Origin of the sequence: Acidaminococcus sp. CAG:542 (assembly GCF_000437815.1) — a bacterium.
Classification (GTDB): Bacteria; Bacillota; Negativicutes; order Acidaminococcales; family Acidaminococcaceae; genus Acidaminococcus.
The window spans coordinates 444-774 of the sequence record NZ_FR902097.1 but is presented as its reverse complement, the minus strand read 5'-3'; the positions used below and the strand labels follow the sequence as shown (position 1 = coordinate 774).

Annotated in this window: 1 protein-coding gene; it reads left to right on the top strand. The window is 45.3% G+C overall.

Features of this window, described 5'->3' with window-relative positions:
- Nucleotides 1-154: 154 nt before the first annotated feature.
- Nucleotides 155-331 (top strand): peptide deformylase (locus QVO43_RS08800; RefSeq protein WP_369678687.1); only part of this gene is annotated, 177 nt, incomplete at its 3' end.

The window sequence follows — 331 nt, the reverse complement described above, 5'->3', positions numbered from 1 at the left end:
ATCCCCTGGATTTTTGTCCTTTTGTTTTCCTGGATGTTACTGCAACAGGTTGAATTTATCCTATCTATGGTCTATCATTGATTCATCAAACTTTAAGGATGATTGTTCTTTCAAAAAATCAGAGTCTTTTCCTGCAAGAAAGAAGGTATCCGTTATGATCAAAGAAATCGTCCACGATATTGTTTTCCTCCAGCAAAAAGCCCTTCCTGCTTTTCCCGGAGACCGGCAGACGGCCCTGGACCTGCTGGACACGCTGGCCGCCCATCGGCAGGAATGTGTGGGCATGGCTGCCAATATGATCGGAGTCCCCAAAGCCATTATCGTAGTGAAT